The 17645-nt window shown below is 67.9% G+C and carries 15 protein-coding genes, 1 tRNA gene and 1 riboswitch; of the genes, 8 read left to right on the forward strand and 8 right to left on the reverse strand.

Annotated elements, in window-relative coordinates; translation table 11 throughout:
* Positions 1-397: 397 nt before the first annotated feature.
* From ACFWZ3_RS14290 to rnr, 3 genes are read right to left on the reverse strand one after another with little or no spacing between them, the layout of a single operon-like run.
* Positions 398-679, reverse strand: coding sequence for a CBU_0592 family membrane protein (locus ACFWZ3_RS14290; protein WP_439708349.1), 282 nt, complete (start codon positions 677-679; stop codon positions 398-400).
* Complete coding sequence (gene rlmB / locus ACFWZ3_RS14295; protein ID WP_439708350.1) at positions 676-1428, reverse strand: 23S rRNA (guanosine(2251)-2'-O)-methyltransferase RlmB; 753 nt, start codon at positions 1426-1428, stop codon at positions 676-678. The genes ACFWZ3_RS14290 and rlmB overlap by 4 nt, the downstream gene beginning before the upstream one ends.
* Positions 1425-4268, reverse strand: a complete 2844-nt coding sequence (gene rnr / locus ACFWZ3_RS14300; protein WP_439708351.1) for a ribonuclease R — start codon at positions 4266-4268, stop codon at positions 1425-1427. Before rnr ends, rlmB begins: the two co-directional genes overlap by 4 nt.
* 136 nt (positions 4269-4404) lie before the next feature.
* Between rnr and ACFWZ3_RS14305 the strand changes: the two genes are divergently transcribed.
* A tRNA-Leu gene (locus ACFWZ3_RS14305) sits at positions 4405-4489 on the forward strand.
* A 213-nt stretch (positions 4490-4702) separates the two neighbouring features.
* Here the strand turns inward: ACFWZ3_RS14305 and ACFWZ3_RS14310 are convergent.
* On the reverse strand, positions 4703-5107 hold the full coding sequence (locus ACFWZ3_RS14310; protein WP_439708352.1) for a VOC family protein: 405 nt from the start codon (positions 5105-5107) through the stop codon (positions 4703-4705).
* 252 nt (positions 5108-5359) lie between these two features.
* On the opposite strand from ACFWZ3_RS14310, the gene ACFWZ3_RS14315 reads away from it, so the two are divergent.
* The 5 genes from ACFWZ3_RS14315 (at position 5360) to gcvP (ending at position 12803) form a co-directional block, all read left to right on the forward strand.
* On the forward strand, positions 5360-7513 hold the full coding sequence (locus ACFWZ3_RS14315) for a TonB-dependent siderophore receptor (RefSeq protein WP_439708353.1): 2154 nt from the start codon (positions 5360-5362) through the stop codon (positions 7511-7513).
* 21 nt (positions 7514-7534) lie between these two features.
* Positions 7535-7813 (forward strand): hypothetical protein, encoded by a 279-nt coding sequence (locus tag ACFWZ3_RS14320; RefSeq protein ID WP_439708354.1) that lies wholly within the window; start codon positions 7535-7537, stop codon positions 7811-7813.
* Complete coding sequence (locus ACFWZ3_RS14325) at positions 7803-8075, forward strand: hypothetical protein (RefSeq protein WP_439708355.1); 273 nt, start codon at positions 7803-7805, stop codon at positions 8073-8075. Before ACFWZ3_RS14320 ends, ACFWZ3_RS14325 begins: the two co-directional genes overlap by 11 nt.
* Positions 8072-9604: a PepSY-associated TM helix domain-containing protein gene (locus tag ACFWZ3_RS14330; protein WP_439708356.1), complete on the forward strand. Its 1533-nt coding sequence runs from the start codon at positions 8072-8074 to the stop codon at positions 9602-9604. The genes ACFWZ3_RS14325 and ACFWZ3_RS14330 overlap by 4 nt, the downstream gene beginning before the upstream one ends.
* A gap of 180 nt (positions 9605-9784) precedes the next feature.
* A riboswitch (glycine riboswitch) is annotated at positions 9785-9879 on the forward strand.
* 35 nt (positions 9880-9914) lie between these two features.
* Entirely contained in the window at positions 9915-12803 is a 2889-nt protein-coding gene (gene gcvP / locus ACFWZ3_RS14335; RefSeq protein WP_439708357.1) for an aminomethyl-transferring glycine dehydrogenase, read from the forward strand.
* A gap of 67 nt (positions 12804-12870) precedes the next feature.
* On the opposite strand, the gene ACFWZ3_RS14340 is transcribed toward gcvP, so the two are convergent.
* Both ACFWZ3_RS14340 and ACFWZ3_RS14345 read right to left on the reverse strand, forming a co-directional pair.
* On the reverse strand, positions 12871-13119 hold the full coding sequence (locus tag ACFWZ3_RS14340; protein WP_439708358.1) for a helix-turn-helix domain-containing protein: 249 nt from the start codon (positions 13117-13119) through the stop codon (positions 12871-12873).
* Positions 13119-13619 carry a DUF2975 domain-containing protein gene (locus ACFWZ3_RS14345; RefSeq protein ID WP_439708359.1) on the reverse strand — a complete coding sequence of 167 codons (501 nt, stop codon included), beginning with the start codon at positions 13617-13619 and terminating at the stop codon, positions 13119-13121. The genes ACFWZ3_RS14340 and ACFWZ3_RS14345 overlap by 1 nt, the downstream gene beginning before the upstream one ends.
* Before the next feature lie 83 nt (positions 13620-13702).
* Between ACFWZ3_RS14345 and ACFWZ3_RS14350 the strand changes: the two genes are divergently transcribed.
* Positions 13703-14638 carry an ABC transporter ATP-binding protein gene (locus ACFWZ3_RS14350; protein WP_439708360.1) on the forward strand — a complete coding sequence of 312 codons (936 nt, stop codon included), beginning with the start codon at positions 13703-13705 and terminating at the stop codon, positions 14636-14638.
* On the forward strand, positions 14635-15369 hold the full coding sequence (locus ACFWZ3_RS14355; protein WP_439708361.1) for an ABC transporter permease: 735 nt from the start codon (positions 14635-14637) through the stop codon (positions 15367-15369). Before ACFWZ3_RS14350 ends, ACFWZ3_RS14355 begins: the two co-directional genes overlap by 4 nt.
* A 41-nt stretch (positions 15370-15410) precedes the next feature.
* Here ACFWZ3_RS14355 and ACFWZ3_RS14360 read toward each other — a convergent pair whose 3' ends face one another.
* Both ACFWZ3_RS14360 and ACFWZ3_RS14365 read right to left on the reverse strand, forming a co-directional pair.
* Entirely contained in the window at positions 15411-16523 is a 1113-nt protein-coding gene (locus ACFWZ3_RS14360; RefSeq protein ID WP_439708362.1) for a GNAT family N-acetyltransferase, read from the reverse strand.
* The gene (locus tag ACFWZ3_RS14365) at positions 16520-17641 is read right to left on the reverse strand and encodes an ATP-grasp domain-containing protein (RefSeq protein ID WP_439708363.1); all 1122 of its coding nucleotides are present in this window, start codon (positions 17639-17641) and stop codon (positions 16520-16522) included. Before ACFWZ3_RS14365 ends, ACFWZ3_RS14360 begins: the two co-directional genes overlap by 4 nt.
* Positions 17642-17645: the final 4 nt, after the last annotated feature.

A 17645-nucleotide genomic window follows, 5' to 3' on the forward strand; every position in this document is an offset into this window, starting at 1 on the left:
CCGAGTGAGCCTTTCCCCGTTCCACGGGGAGGCGCGACAAACGCGACTTCACGTCTAATCCGGAGATGCTGAAGCTGGGGGCTGAGGCGAGGCTTCCCCATACGCCCTTCGGGCACCTTCCCCCGTAAACGGGGGAAGGAACACACCCCTTGCGTCACGCTTTTCCGAGTGAGCCTTCCCCCGTTTCATGGGGGAGCGCGACAAACGCGACTTCACGTCGAATCCGGAGATGCCGAAGCTGGGGGCTGAGGCAAGGTCTCCCCCATCCGCCCTTCGGGCACCTTCCCCCGTGAACGGTGGAAGGAACACACCCCTTGCGTCACGCTTTCCGAGTGAGCCTTCCCCCGTTCCACGGGGGAAGGTGCCGACAGGCGAATGGGGGCGGCCTTGCGCGGAGCTACAGATCCGGCCCCACCGTCCTTTCAACCCGCCGCCGCCGCGCGCTACGCACGATGCCGAAGATGCCGATCGCCATCCACGCCACCTCCAGCGCGAACGCGGACACGTTGAAGCTGCCGAACAGCAACGAAAGCGTCACTCCCAACGCACCGAAGACGTTCATCAGCTGGTAGGTAAGTCCATTACCGTGCAGCTTGTGCGCCTGTAGCAAGAGAAACGCCAGCAGCACCAGCACCACGCCGATGAAACCGGCCCAGTCGTACCAGAACAGCGCGCTCATCGCTTCGCTCCACGCTGGCGCAACGCCTCGAACAGCACCACGCCGGTGGCGACCGATACGTTGAGACTCTCCATCGTCCCCGGCATCGGGATCTTCGCCACGAAATCGCACAGTTCGCGGGTCAGCCGACGCATGCCTTCGCCTTCGCTGCCGAGCACCAGCGCCACCGGCCCGCGGAAGTCGACCTCGTAGACGGACGTCCCGGTCTCACCGGCCAGCCCCGTGATCCACACGCCGGCGTCCTTGAGTTCGCGCAGCGTGCGCGCCAGATTGGTCACCGCCACCAGCGGCACGCGGTCGGCGCCGCCGGCCGAAGCGCGGCGCACCACCGGCGTCAGGCCCACGGCGCGGTCCTTCGGCACGATCACGGCCGTGACCTTCGCGGCTGCGGCCGAGCGCAGGCAGGCGCCCAGGTTGTGGGGATCGGTGATGCCGTCGAGCACCAGCACCAGCGTTTCCATGCCGTCGCGTTCGATAAGCGCCGCCAGCTCGTCCTCGTGCGTCATCGGCGGCGGCTCGTAGAGCGCCACGATGCCCTGGTGACGCGCCTCGCCCGCGATTTTGTCCAGTTGCTCGCGCGGACGGTGGTGTACCGGGATATGGTGGCTGCGCGCCTGGTCGACGAGGTCCTTGATGCGCGCGTTGCGCTGCGCGGTGGCGACGTCCACCAACAACTCGCGCACGCGCGAGGCATCGTTGGCCAGAGCGCCCTCGACCGGGTTGATACCGACGATCCAACTCTCACTCATGCCTTGCCCTTCGGTTTGCGCTGGCGACCTGTGCGCTTGGTGGCGGCAGAAGCGGCCTCCAGCGCCTTGCGCTTGCCGCCCGTCTCGCCGGCCGCGCCTGGAGCGCGCCTGGGACGATCGCCCTTGGCCTTGGCGCCACCGGCCTGCTCGTCCCTGACCTGGCTACCCTTGCCTTGCCGCCTTGCTTCGGGAGGGAGGGCCGACCGGCCAACCGCCTCGGACGCCACCTTGGCCGCCTTGTTGCGAATCTTCGGCCGGCCTTCCTCGGGGGGGAGTGCCTGCCGCCCCATGGCTTCGGATACCACCTTGGTGGCCTTGCCGCGGGGCGCGCGATTATCACCCATCACAGGCGCCGGGGGAGCGGGCATCTGCGGCTCCGCCGGTGCCGGGGCACCGCGCCCGAAGGCCCGACCCACCGCCCTTGCCGCACGGCCGAACATGCCCGGCGGCTTGGCGGCCGGCGCACTGGCCGGCTTGGGAAGCGAATAGCGTTCGCCGCTCGCGCTGTAGTCGTAAGCCTTGCGCGGGGCGGTCGCCGGCTCGGCCTGAGCGCGCCGCGGCACCAGCCGGAAATCGATCTTGCGATCCTCCAGGCTGGCGCGCAGCACCTGCACGCGCACGTGGTCGCCCAGGCGGAACTGATCGCCGGTGCGCTCGCCCTTGAGCAGCTTCCGGATGGGGTCGAAGTGGTAGTAGTCGTTGGCCAGCTGACTGATATGCACCAGGCCGGACACGCGCGATTCCTCCAGTTCCACGAACAGGCCGAACGAGGTCACGCCGGTGACTACGCCGTCGAACTCGCTGCCGACGTGCTTGGACATCCACGCGGTCTTGAAGCGCTCGTCGACGTCCCGTTCCGCTTCCTCGGCACGGCGCTCACGCTGCGAACAATGCACCGCCATCGAAGCCATGTCGCTGGGCGAATAGACGTAGTCCGAGGGCTTGCCACCGGTCAGCGCGTAACGGATCGCGCGATGCACGAGCAGGTCCGGATAGCGGCGGATCGGCGAAGTGAAGTGTGCGTACGCGTCGAGCGAGAGCCCGAAATGTCCGCGATTCTCCGGCTGGTAGGCGGCCATGCTTTGCGAACGCAGCAGCACCGACTGGATCAGCTCGCGCTCGGGGCGGTCGTGCACCATGCGGAGGATGTCGGCGAAGTCCCCGGGCGTCACTTCCTCCACCGGCGGCATGCGCAGCTTGAACTCGCGCAGGAACTGCTGCAGATCCTCGTACTTCTCCGCCGGCGGCGGCTCGTGCGCACGGAACAACGCCGGGATCTTCTTCTTGCTGAGGAACGTGGCCGCCTCGACGTTGGCGGCGATCATGCACTCCTCGATCAGCTTGTGCGCGTCATTGCGTTCGGTGGCGCCCATGGCCTCGACTTCGCCGCGCTGGTCGAGGCGGAACTTCACCTCGGGCGTCTCGAAATCGATCGCGCCGCGGCGCTTGCGCTGCGCGGCCATCGCCTTGTACAGCGTGTGCAGGTGTTCGAGTTGCGGCAGCACGTCGGCGACCTGATCGCGCGCCTCCGGGTCGAGCAGGCCGACCGCCTGCCACACGATGTCGTAGGTGAGGCGCGCATGCGAGCGCATCACCGCGTCGTAGAACTTCGACTTCACTACCTCGCCGTCGTCATTGATCTGCATGTCGCAGACCATGCACAGCCGCTCGACCTTGGGGTTGAGCGAGCAGATGCCGTTGGACAGCGTCTCCGGAAGCATCGGCACCACGAAGCCGGGGAAGTAGGTCGAGGTACTGCGCTCGTAGGCCTCGCGGTCCAGCGGGCTGCCGACCTTGACGTAATGCGAGACGTCGGCGATCGCGACCACCAGGCGCCAGCCACCACCGCGGCGTGGTTCGGCGAAGACGGCGTCGTCGAAATCGCGCGCGTCCGCACCGTCGATGGTGACCAGCGGCAGCTTGCGCAGGTCGGTGCGTCCCTGGCGCTCGGCCGAGGTCACTTCCGGCTCGACCTGTGCGGCATCGCGCAGCACTTCAGGCGGCCACTCATGCGGCAGGTCGTGGCTGGCGATGGCCATCTCGACCAGCAGCGAGGGCTGCAGGCGCTCGCCAAGCACCGACACGATCGTGCCCAGCGGTCCGCGATGCGGCGTGGGCGGATCGGTGATTTCCGCGACCACGATCTGGCCGGCGCGCGCGCCCTGTTCCTTGCCCGGCGGGATCATCACGTCCTGGTGCAGGCGCCGGTCATCGGGCGAGACCAGCGTCACGCCGTTCTCGATCACCACACGGCCGACCAGCCGGGGCGAACGCCGCTGCAGCACCTCGGCGATCGCACCCTGGCGTCGGCCGCGCCGGTCGATGCCGACCACGCTGGCGAGCACGCGGTCGCCGTGCAGCACCATGCGCATCTGCTGCGGCGAGAGGTAGAGGTCATCGCCGCCCTCGTCCGGCCGCAGGAAGCCGTAGCCCTCGGCATTGGCCAGCACCACGCCCGGGATCAGGTCCAGCTTGCGCACGGGCGCGAAATCACCGCGCCGGCCCTGCAGCAGCTGGCCGTCGCGCACCATCGCGCCGAGCCGCTTGCGCAGCGCATTGATATCGCTTTCCTCATGGAGGTCGAGTGCCTCGGCAATGCGCGCCTCGCTCAGCATCTCGCCGCGTTCGTCCAGCAACGCCAGGATCGCCTCGCGGCTGGGAATCGGCCGCTCATAGCGTTGTGCCTCGCGCTCGGCGAACGGATCGCGTCCGCCCTTCGTGTGGGCAGGCGCGCCGGCCGGCGGCGTACGCCGTGAACCGCCCCGTGCGCGTGGTTTGGGGGCGCGCGGGGCCGCGGTATCGCCGCCCTTGCCGCTGCGGGATGTCTTCTTTCTGGTCACAAAAGATCCTTGTGTTGGAGCGCCGCGCAGCATGCCGCGCGTTGCGATGAATTTCCTATCAACGAAGTGTTGACAAGCTGGGGGGACATGCCTACTCTACGCGGCTCGCGCAGCCCGAACGGCTCGCGCGACACCTGCCCAGGTGGCGGAATTGGTAGACGCACTAGTTTCAGGTACTAGCGGGTAAAACCGTGGAGGTTCGAGTCCTCTCCTGGGCACCAATTGTAGATGAAGCCCGCCGCAAGGCGGGCTTTTTCGTTTCCGCATTCTGCAGCGCGCGGGCCTCTCGCTTCTGCGCCCTCTCCCCTCCGGGGAAAGGGCCGGGGCGCGCAGGGATGGTTCGCCACTGCCTGCTCTTGAAAGAGCAATCCCACGAAGCCGGCCCGTCGCAAGAATCCCCCGTCACCCAACCTTCTCCCCGGAGGGGAAAGGGCTCAAACAGGCGGCCCCTTGAGCTCCACCATGTTGCCCTGCGGGTCGTAGCAGTAGATCGAAGGTCCCTCGCCCTGCGCGCCATAACGGGAGCCGATATCGCCCACGCGCACGCCATGCGCCTTCAGGTGCGCCACGATGGCTGCCTCGTCGTAGTCCGCCACGCTCAGGCACAGGTGATCCATGTTGTGCCCTTCCCAGCCTGGCCCGGCACCACCCAGGCGCCCGAGCTTCCCGTCGATCGGCACCAGGTCGATCAGCGAGCTGCCGGCGCGAAGCTGGTACAGGCCGATGGCCTCCTGGCGACGCTCCTCGGTACAGCCGAGCACGTCGCGGTAGAAGGCCAGCGTCGATTCGAGATCGTGCACGCGTAACACGACGTGGTCGATGGCGACGATTCGAATCATTCGGGACTCCTCGGTGATTGCAGCGGATCGAAGAACGGCCGACCTTCGAGCATGGGCGGACTCGCCCGACTAGAACGCATCGAAGCGCCGCCGGAGGCGCGCGTTCATCTTACAAGTCGCCACAGGGGCGCCCCTTCCTTTACAACCACTCGCGTCGTTGTAATCACGAATCATTCTCATTTACGATGTGCCGGCTCAGTGGCGCCGGAGACCCGATGCGCCAGTCCAGACAACGCATATCAGGGAATTTCGATGCTCCTTCGCCACCGTCCGGTCAGCGCTCTCCGCCTGTCCCTGCTTGCTGCCAGCGTCCTGCTGGCTACCTTCGAGGCATACGCCGTCGACAGGCCCCACCCGCCGCAGACCGCTTCTTACACGCCTGCGGACGTCACTACCCTGGGCCAGGTACTGGTCGTCGCCCAGCGCGCCGAGCGCACCAGCGTCGGGGCAACCAATCTCGACCTGGCGATCAAGGACACGCCGCAGTCAATCAGCGAGATCACCAGCCAGCAGATGGATGATTTCGGCACGCACAGCGTCAACGACGCATTGCGCCTGGCCACCGGCGTGCAGGTGGACGAGTGGGAAACCAACCGCACCAGCTATGGCGCACGCGGCTTCGACATCCTCAATACGCAGATCGACGGTACCGGGCTGCCCAACAACTGGGGTGTGTCGACCGGCGCGATGGACAGCTTCGGCTACGAGAAGATCGAAGTGATCCGCGGCGCCAACGGCCTGCTTACCGGCGTGGGCAACGCTGCCGGCACCATCAACTATGTGCGCAAGCGCCCGACCAATCAGCGGCAGGGTTCATTCGGCCTGCGCTACGGCTCGTGGGGTACCACGCGCGCGCAGGCGGACTACTCCACGCCGCTGACCGCCGATCGCCGCTGGGCCGGGCGTGTGGTGGCCGCGCGCGAGGATGGCGGCTCCTACTTGCGCGACAACCACAACACGCGCACCTATCTGTATGGCGTGGTCGACGGCCAGGTCGGCGACAACGGCACGCTGACGCTGGGCTATTCCTACCAGCGCGCCAAGTCCAACGGCATCATGTGGGGCGCGCTGACCTTCATGAATGATGACGGCACGCAACGCGAGTGGCCCACCAATGCCACCACCACGCAGGACTGGACCTACTGGAACACCACCAACCAGGCCGCTTTCGCCGAGTACGTGCACCTGCTTGGCGGGAACTGGACGCTGAAGGTCTCGTACAACTACCGTCGATCCACCGGCGACGAAAAGATGTTCTACGCCTACGACGCGCTCGGCACCGGGTTGGATCCGACCAGCGGACTGGGCCTGTACGGCTACCCGTGGGGCGGCATCGACAAGGCCAACGCGCACCTGGGCGCGATCACGCTCAACGGCCATTTCGATGTGTTCGGCCGCGACCAGGAAGCGGTGTTCGGCGCGAGCCTGGCCAAAAGCTCCACCGATGGCTGGGAGCAGAACGCGGACCCGGATTCGCCGGCCTGGGGCGCGCTGCCGCCTTTCCCGTATTCGACGCACGCGATCGCCGAACCCTCCTGGGGCGCACCCTCGCTCTACTCCGAGCTCGACCAGCGACTGAAGCGCGCCTTCGGCGCTACCCGGCTCGCGCTCACCGACCGCCTGAAAGCGATCGTCGGCGTCAACTACTCGCAGTACCGCCGGCAGGGCCGCTCCTATGCGCTGGGCTTTGACCAGACCACCCGCCACACCACTCCCTACGGCGGGTTGACGTTCGACGTCAGCGACCACGTGCTGGGCTATGTCAGCTATTCGGACATCTACCAGCCGCAGGACCAGGTCGACGCGAACGACCGCTACCTCGACGCCAGCAAGGGCGTGAATTACGAGGCCGGCCTCAAGGCCGATTGGCTGGACCATCGCCTGCTCACCACGCTGGCCGTGTTCAAGGCCGACCAGGAAGGGCTGGCCACGCCCACCGGCGCATTCAACGAGTTCGGCCAGACCATCTATGCACCGGTCGACGTGCAGTCCAGGGGCGTGGAACTGGAGGCGACCGGCAAGCTTGGCGACAACGTCGATCTGGTGATCGGCTACACCGCCCTGGAGATGGACGGGCTCAACGGCAGCGGCACCTACCCGTGGGTGCCGCGGCGCACCGCCAACCTGTTGCTGGGCGCCCACCTGCCGGGCTACCGCGCGATCTCGCTGGGCATCGGCGGGCGCTGGCAGAGCGGTATCTCCAACACCGAGAGCAGCGGCTTCACCGTGCGGCAGGACAGCTACGCCGTGCTCAACGGCTTCCTCGCCTGGCAATTCCTGCCCGACGCGACGGTGCGTTTGAACGTGCGCAACCTCGGCAACGAGAAGTACATCAACACGCTGCGCTACAGCGGCTACTACGGCGCGCCGCGCAGCTACACCCTGAGCCTGGACTGGCGGTTCTGACGAGGCAACGGAGTCACCGACATGACCGCAACCTACCTGCTTCTTTCCACGCTGGCGTCGCTGGGCTTCTACCTTGCCAGCACACACCAGCGGCTGTGGCCCGGTGCCCGCACGCGGGCACGCGGGCTGCGCTTCGCGGCCTGGGCGGCCACGGCGCTGGCCGTGGCGGCAGCGATCCTCGCGCTCGGCCCGTGGGCCGGCGTGTTCGCCTCGCTCACCGCGCTGATGCTGGTGCTGGTGCTGCTGCCCTACCTGGATGCGTGGTGGTCGGCGCCCCGGGGAGACGATCATGTGGGCTAGGTACCTGGCAGCCGCCCTGCTCGGCCTGCCGCTCACCGTCGGGCTGATCGGCTTGCTCGCGCTGGCGTGGCCAGGCGATCCGACGGTCACCACGCTGCCGTGGGTGATGATGGCGTTCCCGGTCTGGATTGCGACGATGGCGCTGGCGTTCGTGGTCTCGAGCGCCAGGCGCGCGTGGCTGTGCCTGGGAGGCGCGACGGTGGTCTGCTTTGTCCTGCTGCATGGCTTCCGGGCGCTGGACTGGATCGGGGGACCGGCATGAAGGCCGCGACTCTGCGCCGGTTCCTGTCGCTGCATACCTGGGTCGGCCTGCTCGCGGGCATGGCGCTGTTCATCGCTTTCTACGCCGGCGCGATCACCGTGTTCAGCCACGAGATCGCCGATTGGAACCGTACCGGCTCCGCCGCGCGGGCGCCGTCCGACCCGGTGGTACGCTCGCAGCAACTGCTCGACGACCTGTTGAAACAACACCCGCACGCGGCCGAGAGCGTGTACCTGGTTCTGCCGGGCGAACACGGCCCGCAGCCCTCGGCCTACTGGTTCGAGGCCAGCACCGGCCAATCCCGCCGGTTCACCTTCGAGCGACAAGACAGGCTGAAGGAAGACGCCTTCGGCCAGGACTTCATCGAGTTCATCTACGACTTGCACTTCACCGCCGGCCTGCCCAAGCCCTTCGGCACCTACCTGTTCGGGGTGGTGTGCCTGCTGTACGGGCTGGCGCTGGTCAGCGGCGTGGTGCTGTACGCGCCCACACTGGTGAGGAGCCTGTTCGCGTTGCGCGCCGGCCGCAACGTCAAGCGCCTGTGGCAGGACGCGCACAACGCCATCGGCATGCTCTCGCTGCCCTTCCACGTGATCTTCGCCTGGAGCGGCGCGGTACTGGCGCTGGGATTGGCGCTGCTGATCCCGTTCCAGTACCTGGTCTACCAAGGCAAGCTGCTGCCGCTGGTCGAGCGCGATTTCTACGGTGCGCCGCAGGTCGCCGCCGCGCATGTGGCCAAGCCCACGCTGCCGCTGGCCGAACTGTTGCGGCGTACCCATGCGGCGATGCCGGCGCTCGAGGTCGAGGGTGTGTCGCTGGTCAACGTCGGTGATGCGAACGCGCGTGCCACGCTGTACGGCACCGTCGAGCAGCGCCGGCTCAACCAGTTGGGCTCGGTGACACTGGACGCCGCCAGCGGCGCGCTGGTCGACCAGGTGGCGCCCCGCACCATGACGCCGGGCGTGGTCATGCTGCGCGGCCTGCAGACGTTGCACTTCGGCAACTTCGGCCACGACGCGGTGAAGTGGCTGTACTTCGTGCTGGGCCTGGCAGGCGCTTTCCTGTTCTACAGCGGCAACCTGTTGTGGATCGAGACCCGGCGCAAGCGTCGTCAGGCCGAGCAGCCGCGGCGCACGCGGGTGATGGCGGCGCTCACACTTGGCGTGTGCCTGGGCTGCATCGCGGGTGTTTCGGCGGTGTTCGTTGCCGGCGCGCTGGCGCCGGGCCTGGGCCGGCCGGTGTACTACGCGGTGTTCTTCGCCTGCGTGCTGTGGGCCTGCCTGCGCCAGCCGGCCCGCGCGGGGCACGAGCTTTTGTGGCTGTGCGCGCTGGCGACCTCGGCCATCCCGCTGGCCGGCTGGCTCGGCTACGGCGAATCGCTGCTCGCCGCCGTGTGGCACGGGCATTGGCATCGCTTCTTTGTCGATGTCGTTGCGCTCCTGCTGGCGATCGCCTACGGGCGAATGGCCCGGGCGACCTTGCGCCGGGGCCGCGAAGGCGATCCGAACAGCGTCTGGGCGCTGCACTGAGGCCGGCCGCCGTGGCAAGGTTGCGCCCGGTCCGCGTGCCCATGGCGTTGACCATGTGCGGCTTCGGCTGGCTGTATAATCGCCGCTTCACCCGCAGGGTGGGAGAAGTGCCGGGTCAGGCGGACCGGACACTGCCGAAGGCGCAACGCCCGTAATCGCTCAGGCCCCATACCATCCTGCGTAAAGCACTCTGGAGAGAGCGGTTCGATCCGCCGCCGAAGGGGCACGAGGCGCCAAGCCTCCAAACTCTCAGGCAAAAGGACAGAGGGGCGCTCAGCGTGCGGCTTGCACGCGCCTTCGGACGCCCTTCATGAGCCAGACCAAGAACCCCTCGCTGCGCGACCTGGAAAACCACGACGCCTTCATCGCGCGCCACATCGGCCCCAACGACGCCGAGATCGCGCAGATGCTGCGCACGATCGGTTACGACTCGCTCGAGGCAATGACCGACGCCATCGTGCCGGGCAAGATCAAATCGCCCGCCGCGCTGGACCTGCCTTCGGCCATCAGCGAGGTCGACGCGCTGGCCAAGATCCGCGCCATCGCCGACAAGAACCAGGTCTTCAGGAGCTTCATCGGCCAGGGCTACTACGGCACCCACACGCCCAACGTCATCCTGCGCAACATCCTGGAGAACCCTGCCTGGTACACGGCCTACACGCCCTACCAGGCGGAAATCTCGCAGGGCCGCATGGAAGCGCTGATCAACTTCCAGACCATGTGCGCGGACCTGACCGGCATGGAGATCGCCAACGCCTCGCTGCTGGACGAAGGCACCGCGGCGGCCGAGGCGATGACGCTGGCCAAGCGCTCGGGCAAGTCGAAGTCGAATGTGTTTTTCGTCTCCGACCGCGTGCACCCGCAGACGCTGGAAGTGCTCAAGACCCGCGCCGAGGCGATGGGCATCGACCTGCACGTGGGCTCCGATGCCGACGCCGCCGCCGTCGACAGCTACGGCATCCTGCTGCAGTACCCCGACACTTTCGGCCACATCGGCGACTACAAGGCGCTGGCCGACACCGTGCACGCGCGCGGCGGCATCGTCTGCGTGGCGACGGACCTGCTGGCGCTCACCCTGATCGCCGCGCCCGGCGACTGGGGCGCGGACATCGTGGTCGGCAACACCCAGCGCTTCGGCGTGCCGTACGGCTTCGGCGGCCCGCATGCGGCCTTCATGGCCTGCCGTGACGCCTACAAGCGCTCGATGCCAGGCCGCCTGATCGGCGTGTCGATCGACGCCGAGGGCAAGAAGGCCTATCGCCTCACCCTGCAGACGCGCGAGCAGCATATCCGCCGCGAGAAGGCGACCTCCAACATCTGCACCGCGCAGGTACTGCTGGCAGTGATGGCGAGCATGTACGCCGTCTACCACGGCCCCGAGGGGCTGACCCGCATCGCCCGCCGCGTGCATCGCCTGGCCGCGATCCTGGCCACCGCGCTGGGCAAGGCCGGCGTCGCCGTCGGCAAGGACTTCTTCGACACGCTGCACGTCACCGGCATCGACGCCAAGGCCGTGCTGGCCAAGGCCGAGGCCACGCACATCAACCTGCGCCGCATCGACGACACCAGCGTCGGCATCAGCCTGGACGAGACCACCACGCGCGCCGACGTCGTCGCGCTGGCCGGCCTGTTCGGCGCGCAGGCGGACATCGACGCGCTCGATGCGGCCACCTCGGACGCCCTGCCCGCCGCGGCCGTGCGCCAGAGCGACTTCCTCACCCACCCGGTGTTCAACACCCACCACAGCGAGCACGAGCTACTGCGCTACATGCGTGCGCTGGCCGACAAGGACCTGGCGATGGATCGCACGATGATCCCGCTGGGCTCGTGCACCATGAAGTTGAACGCCACCGCGGAGATGATCCCGGTGACCTGGCCCGAGTTCGGCCAGATCCACCCGCTGGCACCGACCTCGCAGACCACCGGCTACCAGGAACTGATCGACGGCCTGGAAGCGATGCTGGTCGAGTGCACCGGCTACGACGCGGTCAGCCTGCAGCCGAACTCCGGCGCGCAGGGCGAATACGCCGGCCTGCTCGCGATCCGCGCCTACCACCGCTCGCGCGGCGAGGGCCATCGCGACATCTGTCTGATCCCCGAATCAGCCCACGGCACCAACCCGGCCTCCGCGCAGATGTGCGGCATGCAGGTGGTGGTGACCAAGTGCGACGCCAACGGCAACGTCGACCTGGAAGACATGCGCCGCAACGCGGAGAAGTATTCCGACCGGCTCGCCGCGCTGATGATCACCTACCCGTCCACGCACGGCGTGTTCGAGGAAGACATTGTCGCCATCTGCGACATCGTCCACCAGCACGGCGGCCAGGTGTACACCGACGGCGCCAACATGAACGCGCTGGTGGGCGTGGCCAAGCCGGGCAAGTGGGGCTCGGACGTCTCGCACCTCAACCTGCACAAGACCTTCTGCATCCCGCACGGCGGTGGCGGCCCGGGCGTCGGTCCCTGCGCGGTCAAGTCGCACCTGGCGCCGTTCCTGCCGCGCAAGCTCGGCCAGGAGACGCCGGTGGGCATGGTCTCGGCGGCGAGCTTCGGCTCGGCCTCGATCCTGCCGATCAGCTGGATGTACATCACGCTGATGGGGCGCGAGGGCCTGCGCCGCGCCACCCAGGTCGCGCTGCTCAACGCCAACTACATCGCCAAGCGCCTTAGCTCCCACTACGAGACGCTCTACACCGGCCGCAACGGCCTGGTGGCGCACGAGTGCATCCTCGATCTGCGTCCGCTCAAGGACGCGACCGGCATCAGCGCCGAGGACGTGGCCAAGCGCCTGATCGACTTCGGCTTCCACGCCCCGACCCTGAGCTTCCCGGTCGCCGGCACGCTGATGGTCGAGCCGACCGAGAGCGAATCGCAGCAGGAACTGGACCGCTTCATCGACGCGATGATCCAGATCCGCGACGAGATCCGCGCGATCGAAGACGGCCGCCTGGACCGCGAGGACAACCCGCTCAAGCACGCGCCGCACACTGCCACCCAGGTATCGGCGACCGAGTGGACGCACGCCTACCCGCGCGAACTGGCGGCCTTCCCTCTGCCGAGTTTGAAGTTCCAGAAATACTGGTCGCCGGTGGCGCGCGTGGACAACATCTACGGCGACAAGAACGTGTTCTGCAGTTGCGTGCCGATCAACGACTTCAAGGAAGAGATCGAAGCGTTCAGCGAACCGAACGTGTCCTGATCGCGAAAGAAGGCCCCGCACAAGCGGGGCCTTCTTCGTTTGGGGTACGCAAGGGCCGCCTTCCCGGTCAGCCCTCTTCGTCATCCGGCGGCACGTCCGCCAGGTCGCCGGCATCGAACTGGTAGTCGAGCAGGTCACCGGGTTTGCACTCCAGTGCCGCGCACATCTTCGCCAGCGTGCGGAAGCGGATGCCCTTGACCTTGCCCGAGCGGAACAGCGAAAGCTGCGTTTCGCTGATGCCTACCCGGGCGGCCAGCTCGCGCGCCTTGATGCCCTTGCGGGTGATCACCTCATCGAGCGTCACACGGATCGGCATCAGAGGATCTCGTCCAGTTCGGCCTGCATGCGCCGCGCCTGTTCCACCAGTCGCGCCAGCAGCACCAAGGCGGCCCCGATGATCACCAGCATGATGCCGGAGAGGTCGAAATACGCGTAGCCGCCGCGCCCGTGCTGGATCACCCGCGTGAGGTTGGTCACCGCGAACAGGTTGAACAACGCGCCGACCATCACCGCCCAGCCGATCTGCCGCAGCGCGCGCGCCACCGCGGCAGCGAACAGGCGGCCCTGCGCCAGTTCGCCGAGCGCGTGGCGCACTGCCCACAGGCCCCAGAGATAGAACGCCCCTGGCACCACGTGCACACCGGCCAGCAGCAAGTCACGCCAGCCGTGGCCGCTCGTGTCGCCACGCGCCAGCAGCGACGTCAACGGCACGACCAGATAGGGCAGCACCAGCAGCAGCGCGAGGCAAACCCAGGCGACGCCCGCAACGTGCCGCAACAGGCGGCACTGGCGTTGGAAGCGGTTTGGTCCAGACATGGCAGGCTCCAGAAACTTTATGTTTGACTTAAAACAGACGACGAGGATAACTTTAGCTCCAACTTAAAAACCGGGACACCCCCGTGTCACTCGCGATCCAGACGCAAGGCCTCTCCCGCCGCTTCGGCGACCGCCTGGTGGTCGACCAGGTGTCCATGCACGTGCCCCGCCGCGCCATCTACGGATTCCTCGGCCGCAACGGCGCCGGCAAGACCACCACGCTGAAGATCCTTCTGGGCCTGCTCCGCGCCGACGGCGGACGCGCGCTGGTCGATGGCATCGACGTGGCGACCGACCGCCTTGCCGCGGCCCGCCGGATCGGCGCCCTGCTCGAAGCACAGGGCTTCTACGTGAACCTGAGCGGCGAGGCCAACCTGGATCTCACCCGGCGCCTGCTCGGTTGCCCGGCCAGCGAAATCGCCCGCGTGCTCGCGGTGGTCGAGTTGAGCGCGCACGCGCACCGCCGCGTGGGCGACTACTCGCTGGGCATGCGCCAGCGCCTGGGGCTTGCGCGCGCCCTGCTGGGCGCACCGCCGGTGCTGGTGCTGGACGAGCCGACCAATGGCCTGGATCCGGAAGGCATGGCCGACATGCGCCGCCTCCTGCGCGAGTTACCCGAACGCGCGGGCGTCACCGTGCTGCTGTCCAGCCACCTGCTGGGCGAGATCGAACAGGTCGCCACGCACGTGGGCATCCTGAGCCAGGGCCGGCTGGTCATGGAGGGCGAACTGGCCGCGCTGAAGGCCAGCCTGGCGGCGGATATCCGCATCCAGGCCGACGACCTCGCACGCGCCGCCGGCGTGGCACGCACGCACGGCTTCGAGGTGGAGGCCACGGACGACGCCCTCGTCGCCCGCCTGGCACCCGGTGCGGACCCGCGGCCCCACGCAGCCGCCCTCAACCGCGCGTTGTGTGCCGCGGGCGTTGGCGTGCACGCGCTGCAACCGGGGCTGCCCTCGCTGGAACGGCTGTACACCGCCGCTTCGCACTCCCCCGCCGCGATGGAGGCCACGCCATGAGCCTGCCCACCGCCTTGCTGGTCGAACACCGCAAGCTGCGCCGTTCGCTGGCGCTGCTGCTGGCCGTGAGCGTGCCACTGCTGATCGCGGTGTTCCTTTTCTTCAACCTGCTGCGCATGCACCAGCCACGTCCCTGGCAGCAATGCATGCAGATGGGCGCGGCGATCTGGGCCTTCTTCATGCTGCCGATGGGCGTGACCGCGCTGACCGTGCTGGTGGCGCAGGTCGAGCATGGGCCACGCAGCTGGGACCACCTGCGCGCCCTGCCCGTCCCCCGCTGGCACCTCTATTTCGCCAAGGCAGCCTGGGTGCTGGGCACGGTGGCGCTGATGAGCCTGGGCGTGCTGCTGGGCAGCGCCGCGGCGCTGTACCTGGCCGGCCGGGTCGACCCGGCGGTGGCGCCGCAGGGGCGCTTCGACCTGGCGTACGGCGCGCTGCTGTACGCGAAGATGTATCTGTCATCGCTGTTGCTGGTGGCGGTGCAGCTGTGGCTGGCGCTGCGCTACGCGAGTTTCGTGCCCGCGCTGGCCGCCGGTATCGGCGGTACGTTCTTCGCCGTCGTGGCCAGTTCCGCCAAGGTCGGCGTGGTGCTGCCCTGGCAGGTGCCCATCAACATGCTGGCGAGCGACCCGCTGCGGGCAAGGCTCGCGCTGCTGTGGGGTTGTCTCGGTGGCCTGGTTGCGCTGGCATGGATGCTCTTGCACCTGGCGCGGCGCGAGGTGCCCGGCTAGACAGCCCGGTGAGGGCAGGCTCAAGGCGACGCCCCCCCGCATCAAAGCCTGAAACGCCGCATCACGGGAATGCCCACCGTGCGACTGACCGCCCCCAGGCCCACCACGGCCGCGCGCGTGGGCCTGGGCATGTGCTCGACCAGCACGGCGCTGTACTCGATCGCCGGCTTGCCGCCGCGCTGGCGTTTGAAGTGGGCCACGCCGGCGCTCAGGTTCACCGCGCATCCCTGCTCGATGGCCCGGTGCAGCACCGTGGCGGAAAGCAGCCGGTAGAGCGCCGCCGAACGCGGCAACGAGGTGTCATAACCGACGATCGGCGAGGTGATCAATTGGCCCATGCGGACCATCCCGACCACCCCGGCCAGTGTTCCCTGTTCGTCGCGCAGGCCGGTCAGTTCAAGCAGCCCCGCTTCGTGCCAGGCGCGCATCAGCTGCCCGCTGTACACGGGATTGCACGCCGAATACTTGCCGACGTACAGCGCGGCATACAGCCGGGCCGCGAGTTCGAATTCGTCGTCGCCGGAGAGCCGCACCATTCGATCCGCCTGTTCGGCCCGAGCCCGGAGGGCAAGGTCGCGCTTCAGGTCGGTGTGACGTCGCGCCAGGTCCGCGACGTGATCGAAGAGATAGACCTGGCGACTGGGAACCAGGACGAAGCCACGCTGGCCCAGCGCATGGAGCCACTCGGCGTGGTGTACGACATTCAGCGAGCGGAACCACAACGCATGCGCAGGCCAACGCTCGCGCGCCTCGGCGATCACCCGGTCCAGCGCGATATCGCGCAATGCCGGATAGACATTGGTCGAGACCAGCCAGTTGTTGATGGCCACCGCGCGGTCGATGCGCGATCGCTTCAGCACCCATCCCGCCGCCCCGGCCAACCCCCGCAAGGGCGCGGTCAGCCAGGGCCGGCCCAGTCGCAGGATTTCTTCCTGTGCATAGCGGCCGTAGGTCGTCGTCGGCGAGCAGATCCAGGCGTTGTCCACCTCGGCGTCATTGACCGTGACCGGGAAACGCACGCCGCCAGTCTCGATGGCGTCGACCTCCGTGCGGAGGTTGGCCACGTAGGGTGGCGTGGGACGATGGCGATGTATCTGCAGGAAGGCGGCAGCGGCGTCATTGAACGCTTGCAGCGGCACGTCCGGGACGGTCACGGCATCTCCAGCGCGCGGCCATCCCACTCGATGTCGCGGGTCGATGCCTCGCGCACGGTGCATTTCGCAGTGACGGCCGTTCGCGCATGCAGGCAAACGTCCACCAGGCCACCCAGCACCGGACGTCGGTCGCCGGCTTCCGCGATCACGTCACGCGCACGGCGCGCATCACGCCACCACGAACCGGCGCCGCCGGCACGCAGCGCCTGCACGCCGCCGGCAAGCAGCATCACGGACGAGAGCATCCGCGGAGCATCGTCGGGTTCCGCGCATCCCCCGCCCGTGCCGGCGAGGGCCGCCGGCAGGGCCGCGTCAGGACCGAACAGGTGCACCCCGCTCACTGCACGTGGATTGCATTCGAGCGCGTGAACCTGGCCATCGGCGGCTTCGATCCAGTCGAAGGCAATCTGCCCCGTGTAGCCCGTCGCGCGCCCGATCGCCTCCACGCTGTCGCGGACCGGTGCCGAAGCGCGGGGTTCGAAATAGAAGCTCGAGCTTCCGCCAAGGCGATAGGTCGGTCGGTACGCGACATGCGCACGCAGCCGTCCCTCGTCCAGGATGCTGTACGAGCACAGCTCGGTGCCACGGCAGAAGCGCTGCACCACCCAGGCGCCCTGATGACCGTCCAGAGGCGCCGCTTTCGCAGGTATGCCTTCCGGGTACAACCGCACATGCACGCCGAACCTCGAGTACTCCGGCTTGATCGCGACAGGCCGGCCCGCGGCCCATTCCCGCGCCTGGGCAAGTGTGGTCACCAGTGCGCTGTCAGGGACGGTCACGCCACACTGGCGCGCCAGTTCCAGGAAACGCCACTTGCTGTGCAGGTTGCGCATCGTGCCGGCATCGGCGACGGGTATGCGCACCTGCGCCGGCAAGCGTTTCCGATAGTGCGAGAGAAAGAACGCCTCTTCGCAGGTAGGTACGACCAGCCCGATCCCGTGCGCGAGGATCACCTCCTGCAGGGCCTGCACATAAGCACCCGGGGCGAAACGCGCAGACGGCAGGCGGACGGCTGCATGCACGGAGCGGGACCAGCCGGTCATGCGGCAGGAGACGCTGTCCCCGATGATCACCCGCCAGCCCTGGTGGAAGAACCGGCGTGCGTGGTCCAGCGCCACCGGC

The organism is Frateuria sp. GZRR35 (assembly GCF_051900415.1).
GTDB lineage: Bacteria > Pseudomonadota > Gammaproteobacteria > Xanthomonadales > Rhodanobacteraceae > Frateuria_A.

Coding starts and splice junctions, on each gene's coding strand:
- ACFWZ3_RS14290 (WP_439708349.1), bottom strand. CDS start 679: ATGAGCGCGCTGTTCTGGTACGACTGGGCCGGTTTCATCGGCGTGGTG.
- rlmB (WP_439708350.1), bottom strand. CDS start 1,428: ATGAGTGAGAGTTGGATCGTCGGTATCAACCCGGTCGAGGGCGCTCTG.
- ACFWZ3_RS14310 (WP_439708352.1), bottom strand. CDS start 5,107: ATGATTCGAATCGTCGCCATCGACCACGTCGTGTTACGCGTGCACGAT.
- ACFWZ3_RS14315 (WP_439708353.1), top strand. CDS start 5,360: ATGCTCCTTCGCCACCGTCCGGTCAGCGCTCTCCGCCTGTCCCTGCTT.
- ACFWZ3_RS14320 (WP_439708354.1), top strand. CDS start 7,535: ATGACCGCAACCTACCTGCTTCTTTCCACGCTGGCGTCGCTGGGCTTC.
- ACFWZ3_RS14325 (WP_439708355.1), top strand. CDS start 7,803: ATGTGGGCTAGGTACCTGGCAGCCGCCCTGCTCGGCCTGCCGCTCACC.
- ACFWZ3_RS14330 (WP_439708356.1), top strand. CDS start 8,072: ATGAAGGCCGCGACTCTGCGCCGGTTCCTGTCGCTGCATACCTGGGTC.
- gcvP (WP_439708357.1), top strand. CDS start 9,915: ATGAGCCAGACCAAGAACCCCTCGCTGCGCGACCTGGAAAACCACGAC.
- ACFWZ3_RS14340 (WP_439708358.1), bottom strand. CDS start 13,119: ATGCCGATCCGTGTGACGCTCGATGAGGTGATCACCCGCAAGGGCATC.
- ACFWZ3_RS14345 (WP_439708359.1), bottom strand. CDS start 13,619: ATGTCTGGACCAAACCGCTTCCAACGCCAGTGCCGCCTGTTGCGGCAC.
- ACFWZ3_RS14355 (WP_439708361.1), top strand. CDS start 14,635: ATGAGCCTGCCCACCGCCTTGCTGGTCGAACACCGCAAGCTGCGCCGT.